General features: G+C 64.2%; 6 protein-coding genes. 3 read left to right on the forward strand and 3 right to left on the reverse strand.

Translation table 11 applies throughout. The features are described 5' to 3' along the window. Positions 1-356: 356 nt before the first annotated feature. The gene (gene metH, locus QZ292_RS03705) at positions 357-3,941 is read right to left on the reverse strand and encodes a methionine synthase (protein WP_294598000.1); all 3,585 of its coding nucleotides are present in this window, start codon (positions 3,939-3,941) and stop codon (positions 357-359) included. Positions 3,942-4,055: 114 nt separating this feature from the next. Between metH and QZ292_RS03710 the strand changes: the two genes are divergently transcribed. Genes QZ292_RS03710 through mutY form a run of 3 tightly spaced genes read left to right on the forward strand, consistent with a single transcriptional unit; the run spans position 4,056 to position 6,324 of the window. Then, positions 4,056-4,703, forward strand: coding sequence for a hypothetical protein (locus QZ292_RS03710; protein ID WP_294598003.1), 648 nt, complete (start codon positions 4,056-4,058; stop codon positions 4,701-4,703). A gap of 5 nt (positions 4,704-4,708) precedes the next feature. Further along, positions 4,709-5,209, forward strand: a complete 501-nt coding sequence (ybaK, locus tag QZ292_RS03715) for a Cys-tRNA(Pro) deacylase (protein ID WP_294598005.1) — start codon at positions 4,709-4,711, stop codon at positions 5,207-5,209. Between the two features lie 29 nt (positions 5,210-5,238). Continuing rightward, positions 5,239-6,324, forward strand: coding sequence for an A/G-specific adenine glycosylase (gene mutY, locus QZ292_RS03720; RefSeq protein WP_294598008.1), 1,086 nt, complete (start codon positions 5,239-5,241; stop codon positions 6,322-6,324). Here the strand turns inward: mutY and QZ292_RS03725 are convergent. Both QZ292_RS03725 and QZ292_RS03730 read right to left on the reverse strand, forming a co-directional pair. Beyond that, a complete protein-coding gene (locus QZ292_RS03725; protein ID WP_294598009.1) occupies positions 6,312-8,642 on the reverse strand; it encodes a BamA/TamA family outer membrane protein in 2,331 nt (776 codons plus the stop codon). The genes mutY and QZ292_RS03725 overlap by 13 nt on opposite strands. Further along, on the reverse strand, positions 8,639-13,459 hold the full coding sequence (locus QZ292_RS03730) for a translocation/assembly module TamB domain-containing protein (RefSeq protein WP_294598011.1): 4,821 nt from the start codon (positions 13,457-13,459) through the stop codon (positions 8,639-8,641). The genes QZ292_RS03725 and QZ292_RS03730 overlap by 4 nt, the downstream gene beginning before the upstream one ends. Between the last annotated feature and the right edge of the window lie 11 nt (positions 13,460-13,470).

The raw sequence follows: 13,470 nt of genomic DNA on the forward strand, positions 1-13,470 counted from the left end.
ACCAGGGACACAAGGATTTTCAGTCCTTTGCTCTACCAACTGAGCTATGGCACCTCTTGTTTGCAGTGCAAAGGTAGACAAAATTTCTGAACCTCCAAATTTCAATCTCAAAAATTTCTGGACTGGCGATTCCATGTGCCAATAAAACACCCTGTATCCCCGCCCCGGGCTACCGCCATCGGGATACGGGTGCATTGGGACGATATGGACATGAAGGATCGGTTTGGTCGTCAGCAACAGCAGGAATCAACGGAGTGTATTTGGGCTTTGTCGTAGCATGGTTCAATCCCAGCAGCTCATACGGCCGGTCTTACGGTATTCAGTTGCGTTGCCTCTCGGAATAAACGGAGAGAGGATTAGCGTACCTGGTTCGGCATCAGGCGCCGCAACGTCGCGACCGACCGGCCCGAACGGCGTGCATAATCGGCCAGCTGTTCGTCGTCCACCCGTTCTACCTGGAAATAACGTGCGTCCGGATGGGCCAGGATGAAACCCGAAACGGCCGAGGTCGGCTGCATCATGAAATTTTCCGTCAGATGCAACGGAATTTCTCCTTCGACATCCAACAGATCGAAGATCAGTCGTTTTTCCGCATGATCCGGTGCCGACGGATAGCCGATGGCCACGCGCAGCCCTTCGGTTTCGGCCGGAAAACCCCACCATTCTTCCCGTAACCGTGCCGAAAGCTCGCTGGCGAATGCTTCTGCCAGCCGATCGCAGAGCACGCGGGCCATGATGTTCTCGTAATCGGAGTCGCCCCGGAAGTCACAGTTTACGCCCAAGGCGAACAGGGCGATATGATCCTGCGGAGCTCCCGCAGCGGGCCCCGGAGATACGAAATCCGACAGACAGAGATTGAATTCCGCTCCTGCATCCTGATTCCGCAGACAAGGGAGCCGAATCTCCGGAGCGCCGCAGCCGCAGGGATCACCGTCAGTATGGAAACAGCCCCGGAGCCAGATATCCTCTTCCTCGCCGCGTGCCGGCACGATCGCCACCACCGCATCCGCCCGCACGTCGTCCGAGGCGAGTAATCGCTGCAACATCGTCTGTGCATCGTCGAACAGCCGCCGGGCCTCTTCGCCTTTGGTCGGGTGGTCGAAGATCTCCGGATAACGCCCCCTCAGGTCCCATTCCGTGAAAAAATAGCTCCAGTCGATCCGCTCCGCAAGCTTCGCCAGCGGATAGCGGGTCAGCACCCGTTTGCCGATTTGTCGGGGCAGGGTCACGGTCAAGGCGTTGAAATCCGGTTTCAGCCGGTGTGTCCGCGCTTCGGACAGCGGGCGCAGGGCGCCGTCGGCGGACTGTTCGGCATATTGTTTCCGGAGGTTCTCCTGCCGGATCCGGTACTGTTCCGCAAATCCCGGCTCTTTCAAAATCCCGTTCACTAACCGGACGCAGTTCGACGCGTCGGTCGAGTGGGCCACCAGACCGCTGTAAGAGGGGGCGATTTTTACCGCCGTGTGGAGTTCCGAGGTCGTCGCGCCGCCCACGCAGATCGGGATCCGCAGCCCGGTCTGTTCGAACCGTTCGGCCACCACGCGCATCTCTTCCAGCGACGGGGTGATCAGCCCCGAGAGGATCACCGCATCGACCTGTTCGGCCATCGCCGCCTCCACGATCCGTTCCGGCGGCGTCATGACCCCGAGGTCTACGACCCGGTAGCCGTTGCAGGTCAGTACCACCGACACGATGTTCTTGCCGATGTCGTGCACGTCGCCTTTGACCGTGGCGATCAGCAGCTTGGCGCCCTGTTTCGTCGTCCGGTCGTGCGAGATGAAGGGTTCGAGCACCGAGACGGCCTGTTTCATCACCCGTGCCGACTTGACGACCTGGGGCAGGAACATCTTGCCGGCTCCGAACCGTTCGCCGACTTCGCTCATCCCGGCCATCAGCACGCGGTCGATCACTTCGATGGCCGAACCGTATCGTTCGTAAGCCTCCCGGGTGTCTGCCTCGATGTGCGTTGTGATGCCGTGAACCAGCGCATGGATGATCCGCTCTTCGACCGTTCCGTCGCGCCAGGCGTCGTGTCTGGCCGTCGAGGGTGCGTTGCCTGCGGCGGCGTGTGCCCCGGCGTATGCCGTCAGCCGTTCCGCCGCGTCGGTCCGCCGGTTCAGCACCACGTCTTCGCACAGCTCCAGCAGTTCGGGGTCGATGTCGTCGTAAATCCGGAGCATCGAGGGGTTGACGATCCCCATGTCTATCCCGGCGCGGGTGGCGTGGTAGAGGAAGACCGAGTGCATCGCTTCGCGAACCGGGTTGTTGCCCCGGAACGAGAACGAGAGGTTGCTGACTCCGCCGCTCACCCGTGCTCCGGGGCAGTGGCGTTTGATCCAGGCGGTCGCTTCGATAAAGGCCCGTCCGTAGTCGTCGTGCTCTTCGATGCCGGTGGCCACGGCCAGTATGTTGGGGTCGAAAATAATGTCTTCGGCCGGAAATCCGTCGCCGATCAGCAATTGGTAGGTCCGTTCGGCCACCTCGATTTTACGTTCGTAGGAGTCGGCCTGTCCCCGTTCGTCGAAGAGCATCACGACGGCTGCCGCGCCGAAGGCCCGCACGCGGCGCGCGTGGTCGAGGAACCGTTCCTCGCCCTCCTTGAGCGAGAGGGAGTTGACGACGGCCTTTCCCTGTACGACCCGCAGCCCGGCCTCGATGACCCGCCAGTCCGACGAGTCGATCATCACGGGCCGTTGGGCGATCTCGGGTTCTGCCGCCGTCAGGTTCAGAAAGTCGGTCATCGCCCGTTCGGCATCGATCATCGGCGCGTCCATGCAGACGTCGATTACCTGGGCGCCCCCTTCGACCTGTTCGGCGGCTACGGCCAGCGCTTCGGTGTACTGCCGTTCGCGGATCAGCCGCGCGAACCGGGCCGAACCGGCCACGTTCGTCCGTTCGCCGACGTTCACGAAGTTGGCGGCCGGCTCGATCCGGACGACGTCGAGGCCGGCCAGCACCGTCGCGCCGCCGTTGTCCCGCGGCGCGCGATACGTGCGCGGTTTGTATTTTTTAGCAACCTCGGCAATCGCCCGGATGTGTTCCGGCGTCGTTCCGCAGCATCCGCCGACGATGTTCAACAGCCCCTGCTGCAAATATTCTTCGATGATAGCGGCCATATGCTCCGCGCTCTCGTCGTATCCGCCCAGCACGTTCGGAAGCCCGGCGTTGGGGTGGGCCGAAACGGCTCCTTTGGCCACCCGCCCGAGCCGTTCGACGTAGGGCATCATCTGCCGCGCCCCGAACGCGCAGTTCAGACCGATGCTCAGCAGGTCGCCGTGCTCGACCGAGGCGTAGAAGGCCTCGACGGTCTGTCCGGAGAGCAGCCGGCCGCTGGCGTCGGTGATTGTGCCGCTGACCATCAGCGGAATCGAACGGTTGCCCAGCAGGGTGCGGAGGGCGTAGACGGCGGCTTTGCAGTTGAGCGTGTCGAAGACGGTCTCGATCAGGATCAGGTCGGCGCCCCCGTCGGTCAGGCCGCGCATCTGTTCGGCGTATCCTTCGGCCAGCTCGTCGAAGGTGACGTTGCGCAGGCCGGGGTCGTTCACGTCGGGCGACATCGAGGCGCTCCGGTTCGTAGGCCCGACGGAGCCGGCCACGAACCGGGGCCGTCCGTCCTGCGCTTCGAACCGGTCGGCCACGCTGCGGGCCAGCGCCGCCGCGGCTTTGTTCAGTTCGTAAACGCGATCCTGCAGCCCGTAGTCGGCCAGCGAAATGGAATTGGCATTGAACGAGTCGGTGGAGACGATGTCGGCGCCGGCCTCGAAATAGGCGGCGTGAATCTCCTCGAGGAGGTCGGGGCGGCTTACGGCCAGGTAGTCGTTGCAGCCGGGGTGGCCGCCGTAGTCGGTTTCGGTCAGTCTGCGGGCCTGGATCAGGGTGCCCAGCCCGCCGTCGAGTATCAGGATCCGGTCTTGGAGCTCCCGGCGAATGTCGCGTTGCATGGTCGTCTGAAAAATAATGGTGCAAAGATAAGGGATGTCGTCGGTTTCCGGTGCAGAGGGTATTCGGGATTCGCAAAGGCGGGTTATCTTTGTATGGCGAATTTATTTTTAGTTATGCTACCTCCCCTTCTTCTTCTCACGGCTACGGAGCTCGAACAGCGGCCTTTGCGGGCCCGGGTGGGCGATCGGTTCGGCGACCGGCCCGTGCGGTGGATGGTCGGTGGGATGGGGGCCGGTGCGACCGGGATCGCCGTCTCGCGGGCTGTTCGCGAGAGGCGCCCCTGTCTGGCGATACAGGCCGGAATCGCCGGGATATTGCCCGGTACGCCGCTCACGCTGGACGATGTCGTTCTGGTCGGGAGCGACCGGCAGGCCGATATAGGCGCGTGGCGACCCGAGACGGGCCGTTTCGAGTCGTTCGACACATTGCCGGAGGCGCAGCCGGTGGAGTGTCCTTATGTCGGGGCGCTGAGGGATCATTTCCGGGTGGTGGGAGGACGGTCGGCCAACAGTGCCTGTTCTCCGCTGCCGCTGCGCGAGGGGGAGGCGGTGGAGTCGATGGAGGGGGCCGCTTTTTTTGCGGTCTGCCGGGATGAGGGGATTCCGTTTCTGCAACTGCGCGCGCTGTCGAACCGGACGGGGGATCCGCGGGCGGAGTGGCGCATCCCGGAGGCGCTGGAACGGTTGGCGGAGGGGTTGGTGCGGCTGTTGCGTTGTCTGCCGGAGGGGTGTCGTTTCCCGGATCGGCTGTTGAATCGTTGATGTGTATGAAAGTGACGAAAACCAATGCGGCCCGGCTGCTCGACCGGGCGGGAATCAGGTACGAGCTGGTGCCTTACGCGGTAGACGAGGAGCACCTGGACGCGGTGCACGTGGCCGAACAGCTGGGCGAGGATGTCCGGCAGGTCTTCAAGACGCTGGTCTTGCGGGGCGACCGGAACGGGATACTGGTCTGTGTGATTCCGGGCGACCGCGAGGTCGATCTCAAGGCGGCGGCGCGGGTCTCGGGAAATAAGAGCGTGGCGATGATCCACCTCCGCGAGCTGCTCGAAACGACGGGATATATCCGCGGCGGCTGTTCGCCGATCGGTATGAAGCGTGTTTTTCCGACCTTTATCGACGAGAGCTGCCGGCAGTTCGACCGCATTTATATCAGTGCCGGGGTGCGGGGGTTGCAGATCGCGCTGGCGCCGGACGATCTGATCCGCTTTGCGCGGCTCGGTGTGGCGCCGCTGACCGGGCCGACGGAAAGTGAGGGGGAAAAATAATTTTTCGGCGGGGTTCGTTTCTGTTTTCTATGGATTTCAAGGCTCTGATCGACTGGTATGGTGAAAGTCACCGTCCGCTGCCGTGGCGCGAGACGCGCGACCCGTATCGGATTTGGCTCTCGGAGGTGATCCTCCAGCAGACGCGGGTGGCGCAGGGGATGGAGTATTATCTCCGTTTCGTGGAGCGTTTTCCGGAGGTGACCGATCTGGCGGCGGCCGGCGAGGACGAGGTGATGAAACTCTGGCAGGGGCTGGGCTACTACAGCCGGGCGCGTAACCTGCATGCGGCGGCCCGACAGGTCGCGGAGCGGCACGGGGGCAGGTTCCCGACGGAGTATGCCGAAGTCCGGGCTTTGCGCGGAGTGGGGGATTATACGGCGGCGGCGATTGTCTCGTTCTCGACCGATGCGCCGTATGCGGTGGTGGACGGGAATGTCTATCGGGTGGTGAGCCGGCTGCTGGACATTGCGACGCCGATCGACACGACGGCCGGACGCAAGGAGTTCGCTGCGGCGGCGCAGGAGCTGCTGGAGGAGTATCTCTCGACGGCCGGACGCAAGGGCGAAGGGGCCGGACGGTACAATCAGGCGGTGATGGAGCTCGGGGCGCTGGTCTGCACGCCGCGGTCGCCGCAGTGCGAGGCGTGCCCGCTGAGGGCGGGGTGTCTGGCCCGGCGGAGCGGAACGGTGGCCGGGCGGCCGGTCAAACAGGGGCGGACGGTGCAGACGCCGAGGTGGTTCAACTACCTGCACCTGGTCGACCGGCAGGGGCGGACGGTGGTCTGTCGGCGCGAGGGGAACGATATCTGGCGGGGACTGTACGAATTCCCGCTGGTCGAGACGGAGGGAGAGTGCGGCTTCGAGGCTCTGCCGCTGCCGGTCGACGGAGCGGATTGGGTGTGGAGAGGGGCGGTGCGGATGCCGAAGCATGTCTTGTCGCACCGCATTATCCATGCGACGTTCCACCGGATCGAGCTTCCGGATCTGACGGCCGGTGAGTGGCCGGAGGGGTGGTGCGTGGTTCCGGCCGGGCGGCTGGGCGATTATGCGGTGGCGCGGCTCACGGAGCTCTACCTGTCGCGCGCCGCGGCCGACGGTTCGCATCAGAAAGGATAGCCGATGGCTAAGTGGATGCCCAGTCCGTCCTTGAACTTCGAAATGTTGTAGTAGCCGCGCTTGTCCGGGTTCTCATAGGGGGTGTGGATGCCGATCCCCATGTCGAGGCGCAGCACCAGCACGCTGATGTCGTAGCGCAGTCCGACGCCCGTTCCGAGGGCGATCTCTTTCCAGAAGTCTTTGGCCCGCAGCACACCTCCGGGGCGTTGAGGGTCGTTTTTCAGCAGCCAGATATTGCCGGCGTCCACGAAAACCGCTCCGCCGAGGCGACCCAGAATTTTGAACCGCATCTCGACGTTGGCCTCCAGCTTGAAACTCCCCGTCTGATCCCAGTAGCCGTTGACCATATCCTTGGGCGGCCGGTAGCTCCCGGGCCCCAGCGACCGAACCGTAAAGGCCCGGATGCTGTTCGCCCCGCCGATGTAGAACTGCTCGCTGTAGGGCATCACCTTCGAGTTGCCGTAGGCGTAGCCCGCTCCGACCAGAAACCGCGAAACGAGCCAGTTGTCTAATCCCACGCGGTGGTACCACTTCACCTCGGCTGTCCCCTTGACGAACTGCGAGAAGGGGCTGCCGAAGAGCCGTTTCTCGCCGTGCGAACCGAAGAGGCCGTAGAGGCCGGCCAGCACGTTCCCGGCCTCGGTGACCGTCCCCTGGAAGATGAACCGGTTCCGCTGCCGCGAGCCGTACAGCCGGTCGAAGGTGTAGGCGTAGCTGATGGCCGGGATGAACTGGTTGCTGAAACTGAGCGCCACGGCAGGATTCTGCTGCATCGTCGAGTCGAAGGCGTGCGAGGTGTGGAGCAGCTGGTTGTAGGTCAGCTTGAAGATCGTCAGGCTGTGCGAGCTGTAGGGCGACGTCCGGAAGTCGAAACCGGCCGAGAGGTTGACCGAGAGCATCCGGAAGTATTTCGGCCGGTTCATCAGGTCGGCGCCGAGCTTGTAGGTCGTGTGGGCCGGGTAGGTGAAGCCCCGGTAGCGGAAACCCGGCGCCAGAATGCGCGGCACGCTCAGCGAGGTGTTCAGCCCGAATTCATAGGAGTTCATGGCTGACGGACGGGTCTCGTACTGGCTCTTGTTGCCGGTCTGCCACTCGTAGGAGCCCGTCAGGTTGAGGGCCAGCACCTCGCCCCCCTTGAAGATGTTGTTGTGCCTCAGGCCGAAAGTCACGCCGGGTCCCAGATAGCTGTTCGACTTGGAGCTGAGGTCGGCTTCGAACTCGGCCTGCATCGGTTTGTCGAACGCCGCGTAGATGTGGACGTCCAGCGAGTCTTGTCCCTCGTGCAGCGAGTCGATGGGCGGCACCGAGAGGCTGACGGAGTTGAATATCCCCAGCTTGTTGAGGTCGCTCTGGGTGCGGTTCTGGGCTTCGACGTTGAAGACCTGGCCCGGGGTCAGGCGGATCGTGCCGGCCAGAATGCGCGGCCGGATCTTCAGCGGCTGCTGGTAGCGCACCCGGATGTCGCCCAGGGTCATCGTATCGAAGGGGCCCGGTGCCGGATTGACCAGCGTCACCCGTACGCTTCCGATCCGGTAGGCCCGCATGGCGGCGGGCGGAATCCCGTCGGCCAACCGCATCCGCAGCGATACCCGGTAGGGCGCCTGGGTCGTGTCGGCGTCGTAGGCGATGTACTCCGGACGGAAATAGTAGTAGCCTAAGCTCCGCAGCGCCGTGGTGATCCGGTTGCGTTCGGCCACCAGCGTGTCGAGGTTGTAGACGGCCCCTTTGCGGAGCAGCGTTCCGGCGTGCAGGCTGTCCACGATGCGCCCTACGGAACCCGGTGCCGTGAGGTACTCGATCGAGTCGTAGGTGTAGGGCGCCGAGACGGTGAACCGGTAGTTCACTTTCGCTTTTTGGTCGGGCTTGTGTTTGTTCGGCACGAGTTCGTAGCTGCCGTGGGCATCGAAGTAGCCGTGGTTCTCGAAGAGCTGTTCGGTGACTTTGACGCGCAGTTCGGGCCGTACTTTCGAGATCAGCACCGGCGGCTTGGCCAGCCGCTTGTAGAACCAGTATTTGAACCCTTTCTCTTTCGGCGTGTAGAGGTAGTTCCACGCCCAGAGCCGGACGGGAAGTCCCGTCCGCCAGTAGGGCGACCACAGCGCGTTGTTCGGTGCCACGTCCAGCGGCTGCCGGACGGCCGAGATCACCTCGGCCGGAATCCGCAGACTGTCTTCGGCCGGTGTGAAGGTCATCTTCCGGACGCCGGTGTAGAGCACTTCGCCTTTGCCCAGCCGCCGGGTGGTCGAGCACGAAACGAAGGCTGCCAGGCCGCCCAGCAGCAGGGTGGAGCAGAGGATATGTCGGAAAAGGGGTTTCATCGGGGTTGTTCGTTTGGAACGGGCTGCGGTTCGGCGGGACGGATCGCTGCGTTTTTTTCGGTTTGTCGTTGCTGTCGTCTCTCTTCGCGTCTCTCCTGCCGGGCCGCCTTGCGGGCCTCTTTCACCTCTTTCTTCTCTTTGGTGAGCCGGAACAGGTCGCCCAGTTTCAGAATCTTCTTGCGCACGCCGAACCCGACGCCCGTTTCGGTTACGTCGCCCTCCAGAATGCTCTCGAAGTTGGTCTCGCGAAACGCCTTCAGGTACATGTTGTCGCGCCGCGTGAGCTGGTACTCCAGCGAGATATCGTCGATCAGGTTCTCGGCGGCGTTCTGGTTCGGGTCGCCCGTCGTCACCTTGCCTCCTACGGATACCCGCACCCGGTTGTCGAAGAATTTCTTCGAGAGCTTGTAGGAGTAGTCGGTTCGGGTGCCGCCCGGCCCTGCCGCCGGATCGTCGTAGGAGTCGACGCCGAACGAGAGATCGACGCCCGGCAGGCTGTTCTGTGCCCACTGGTTCAGCTCTTTGGCGATGAACGAGTTGAGCGGGTTGCCCGTGTTGACCTTGGCCGAGGTGCCGGGGCCGGTGTAGGTGTTGTAGATCAGGAGGCTCATCGCCTGGTTCTGGCGTTGTTCGGGGGTCAGCGAGGCCAGCTGGTTCTGGAGGGTCAGGTCTTCGGGCGCGGCGAGGTCGAACCGTACGTCGAGCTGCTGCATCGAGCCGCTGATGGCGATGATGATCCGGAAGGTCACCTGACGCGAGGTCTGGTCTTCCATCGTGACGGTCGTACGCAGGGTCTGCGCGGCCCGGATCGAGAACGACGGGTCGGCGATGTCGCCCGTCCAGCTCACGTAGCCGCCCGGCGAAATGGCGAAATCCTTGGTCGAGATCACCGGCGGGCTGTACCGTACGCGGCCGCCCGAGAGTTCGTATTTTCCGGCGAAACGGGTGTCGCCCAGCCGGTTCATCGAGTAGGTGAGGTTGCCGCCCCCGTGCAGGTCGATCCGGTTCTGACCCTCTTCGGAGAGGTAGACCGAAATCTCGACGTCGGGGTCGATCGAAACGTTCATCAGCATGTCGATGCCGGTCGGGCGGAGCATGGCCGGAGGACGGACGGCATAGACCGTCGTGGTGTCGTTGAAGGCGGTGAAGTTCACCACGTTCTGGGACTGGTCGCGGACGCTCATGGGCGACTCCCGCATGACGTAGGTCACCTCGGTGCCGGTCAGCAGGGTGGCGTTGCCGCGGATGTTCAGCGCATCCAGCGGCCCGCGCATCCGGGCCGAGAGGTCGGCGCTCGCCCGGCCGAAGACCATTGCGCTCATGTTCTTTTCCACGTTCACCAACTGGAAGTCGGAGGCTTCGATGCGCAGGTCGGTGGCGATCTGTTGGAAGTCGTGCAGGTCGATGTAGCCGTTCACCGTCAGGGGCTGTCGGTTGGGAGCGATCAGGCCCCAGTCGTTGAACAGTACGCGTCCGCCTTGCAGGAGGATCGGGTTGCCCGAAATGCCGAACCGGGTTCCGATGGCGGCCACATCGACGGCTGTTTTGATAAACTGCAACGAGCCGTTTAGCTGCAAGGCGTCGGTCGGGCCGTCGGCTTCGATGTGTCCGGCGAGCTTCCCGGTCAGACTGCCCGAACCTTCCGGCAGGAACGGATTGAGCACCTCCAGCGGAATGCCGGGCAGGTCGGCGGTCAGCCGCACGGCCTGTGTCGTGTCGGCCGGATGGTAGTGCCCGGTGAGCGACAGGGCGGGTTGCCGGTCGATCGAGAGGGTGGCTGAGCCTTGCTGGCCGCTGCCGACCTCGCTGCGGTAGGCGAGTCGCAGGCCGAGGTCGCCCGCCGACCGGTTTTCGTAGCTCAGGGTGTCGATTGCGATCGAGCCCTGTGCCGCCAGCAGGCTGTCGGCCAGCCCGAACGTCAGGTCGAGCCCCAATCGCCCGCCGACCGGCGGAGCTTTGGGCAGGAGGTTCAGCGCGCCTGCGATGTCGAACCCGGTGACTCCTAACCGGAGGCTGCCGGCGGGCATGTCGCTCGCCGTGGACGATTGCAGCGAGAAGGATTGCCCGGGTCGTTGGATCCGCAGGTCGGCGGTCAGGCTCCGGTCGAAGGCGTAGCGGACGTAGTTGCCGCCGTTGACCGACCATTCCGAGAATCCGAAGATGGGCCGCCGCGGTACGAGGTTCACGGTTACGGCACTGTTGGTCAGGGTGCCGCGAAGGCCGAAGTCGAGCCCTTTGCGCCCCTGCCGGTCGAGCTGCACGAGCCGGATCAGGGCTTTGTTCCCGGAGGCGTTGCCGTCGAGGAAGATCGAACCGAGCCGGTTCATGTTGCCGGGGCGGTTGCCCAGCCGGGCGAAGTAGCGCAGACGGCCGTTCCGGGAGCCGATGCCGGCCTGAATGGTGTCGAGTACGATCCCTTCGGTCGAGAAACGGTTTACCTCGGCCCGGATGTCGAACGGTTTGCCGTGGGTCGTGCGGGCGGTCAGGGTGGCCTGCCCGAAACCCATTCCCCGGGCGAGCAGATAATTGTTCAGGATGTTGTTCCGTCCGGCCCGGAAGTCGAGCGAGAAGGGAGGCAGGGTGTGGCCGAGGGTGTCGGCGTCGATCCGGCCGGCGCGGATCTGGCGCCGGATCTCGGCGATCGCCCGGTCGAAACCGCCGGCCAGCGAGTCGAGGCCCGTCAAGGAGCGGAAGGTCAGTTGCAGGTCGCCGGACGAGACATCTGCCCGGGCATGTGCCGAGTCGGCTTCGGCGGTGAGGGTCGTGCGGACGACCGTGTTTTCGAATGTGCCGTAGCGCACCCGCACGGTGTCGAGCTCGACGGTCGCCGTATAGGCCTTGGTCTCGGTGGCCGATGCGGCGGCGCGGAGCCGTAATGAGACGTCGGCCGGTTGAGCGACGAGGTGCATCCGTTCGAGATCGAGCCGAGAGATGCTGCCCTCGATGCTTGCCTCCTGCCGAGCCTGTGTGAGCAGCCCGCCGAAATGCAGGTCGGCGTTCAGGGCCCGGTTTTCGCCGGTGAACTCTCCCCGGAACCGGTGGTCGGCCAGTGCCGCGGTGAGCGACAGGCCGCCGAAGTCGAGCCGGTCGTAGACGGCGTGGGTGATTTGTGCCTCGACCCGGGCGGCGGTTCGGGACGAGAAGGGGTCGAAGCCTTGCCCGTCGGCCCGGATGGCGAAGGAGGCGATACTCGACGAGTCGGTCGGCAGGAAGGCGTAGAGGGGCAGACTGTCGGCTTCGATGCGGGCGGTGTATCGTTCGCTGCGCGGGATGAACGAACCTTCGGCGGTCAGTTTCCCGGTTCCGACCCACAGGGTCGCGAGGCCTCCGAACCGACCGGATGCGGCCCGCAGGTCGCTGCGCAGACGCATCCGGGACAGCGTCATGCCGTCGGGAAGCAGGGGCGAGAAGAAACGCGGGTCGGTCAGCTCGCCGTTCAGGGCGACCCGGCCCTGCATCCGTTCCGGGTCGGTCGCCTGTTGGACGGAGCCGCTGGCCCGGAGGGCGAAGATGCGGGGTAGTTCGACGGAGAAACGACTCAGATTCAGCTTGTTTAACGTTCCGCCGACCTGTGCTCCCACGGTGAGAGCGCGGTTGCCCAGCTGTCGCCGCAGGGTGTCGTTCCACGCGATGAACCGCGAGAGGTCGGAGGCGCCTAAAGTCAGGTTCAGGTCGATGTCGATCGGCGTCGCGGGCTCCATCGAGGCGATTCCGCCCCCGACGAGGGCTTGTGCCCGGAGGGTCGATGCGGCGGTCTGTAACAGGAATGATTGCAGGGAGTAACCGGTGCTGTCCATCCGGATGTCGCCGCGGGTGCGGGTGACGACGAGGCCGGAGCGTTCGGTGAAACGCAGGTCTGCAAGGGTCGCCCGCACCTCGGTCCCGCGATTGAATGCCGAGTCGAGTGCAATGTTTAATCCGCTGATTCCAATGTGGTTCGGGTCGAACCCGGGTCGTGGAGCTCCCCACGGAAGTCCGTAGCGAACCGAGAAGTCGCCGATCCGGATGGCGTCGGCGACGATGCTCCACGGAGCCGGAACGGAGGTGTCGGCCGGTTTGGTCTGGTGTCCGGGGAGAGACGATGCGGTCGTGTCGCTCAGGTAGGCGAATCCGCCGCCGTCGAGGCTCAACCGACCGACGTCGACCGACTGATTGCCCAGGTCGACGGCGCACGAGGCGATTTCGCCCGATTCGACCTGTGCCGTCAGGTCGCTCTTGGGCGAGGTGTTCCGCATTGCGAACGCGATTTTCTCCAACAGCAGCCGGTCGGCGGCGATTTTCCACCGCAGTGGAGCGGCCGCGGTGTCGACTGCGGCGGTGTCGGGCCGGGCTTCGCTCAGCGTCAGGCCGACGGTGGCTCCGCTCAGCCGGAGGCAGGGGATATGGGCGGTCTGCTGCGCGAGATCGATCCGGTCGGCGGTCAGGGCCAGCTCCCGGACGCGGACTCTCAGATCAAGGCCGCCCGTGGTGTCGTTCAGGTGGAAGGAGGTCTCGCCGAATTCGAACTGCCGCACGACGACCTCTTTCCGCAGCAGGGGCCACAGGGCAATGTCGGCGCGCAGGGAGGCGCATCGGAACAGGGTGTCGCCGCCGGTGGTCACGGCCTGGGCTTCGTCTACGGCCAGCCGTAGCGGGAAGCGGAGCCGCAGCCGTTCGACGGCCAGCTGCATGCCGAAATTTTCGGAAACGTAGGCGACGGCTTTGTCTTTGATAAAGCGCTGAACCGGCGGAAGATAGAGGGCGACTACACACAAGACGACCATTCCGAGCAGAATGGCCGCGGTGCGCAGCGCATATTTGACGATCTTGCGGATCATGAAGGGAAGTC

The sequence above is a fragment of the uncultured Rikenella sp. genome, assembly GCF_910577125.1.
GTDB lineage: Bacteria > Bacteroidota > Bacteroidia > Bacteroidales > Rikenellaceae > Rikenella.

Bases quoted from the DNA above. Each gene is read 5' to 3' on its own strand.
- metH (WP_294598000.1), bottom strand. From the start codon at position 3,941: ATGCAACGCGACATTCGCCGGGAGCTCCAAGACCGGATCCTGATACTC.
- QZ292_RS03710 (WP_294598003.1), top strand. From the start codon at position 4,056: ATGCTACCTCCCCTTCTTCTTCTCACGGCTACGGAGCTCGAACAGCGG.
- ybaK (WP_294598005.1), top strand. From the start codon at position 4,709: ATGAAAGTGACGAAAACCAATGCGGCCCGGCTGCTCGACCGGGCGGGA.
- mutY (WP_294598008.1), top strand. From the start codon at position 5,239: ATGGATTTCAAGGCTCTGATCGACTGGTATGGTGAAAGTCACCGTCCG.
- QZ292_RS03725 (WP_294598009.1), bottom strand. From the start codon at position 8,642: ATGAAACCCCTTTTCCGACATATCCTCTGCTCCACCCTGCTGCTGGGC.
- QZ292_RS03730 (WP_294598011.1), bottom strand. From the start codon at position 13,459: ATGATCCGCAAGATCGTCAAATATGCGCTGCGCACCGCGGCCATTCTG.